The sequence below is a fragment of the Megasphaera indica genome, from assembly GCF_046614755.1.
Classification (GTDB): Bacteria; Bacillota; Negativicutes; order Veillonellales; family Megasphaeraceae; genus Megasphaera; species Megasphaera intestinihominis.
Genome location: NZ_JBKKJR010000087.1, coordinates 1 through 223 on the forward strand (window position 1 = coordinate 1; position 223 = coordinate 223).

A 223-nucleotide genomic window follows, 5' to 3' on the forward strand; every position below is an offset into this window, starting at 1 on the left:
TCGGATTGTTGATTCCTACTTGAAGGGCGAGTTCCTGATATGAAAATTCGCTTGTTAAGTAAGACTGTACCACAGAAAGTTTCTCTTTGAAAGAGTATATTTTTCGAGAGCAGGATCTTTTCAATCCATCATCTCCAAATGCTTTGTAGGCTGCAGTCCACTTTAGCAATTGGCTGCTACTTGCCATTCCATATTTACGTGAAATAGAAGTACACCCTTCGTC

Annotated in this window: 1 pseudogene; it reads right to left on the reverse strand. The window is 39.9% G+C overall.

Annotated features, from left to right (window positions below):
• Positions 1-223 (reverse strand): annotated as a pseudogene (locus ACFCTO_RS12280) (transposase); the annotation flags it as partial.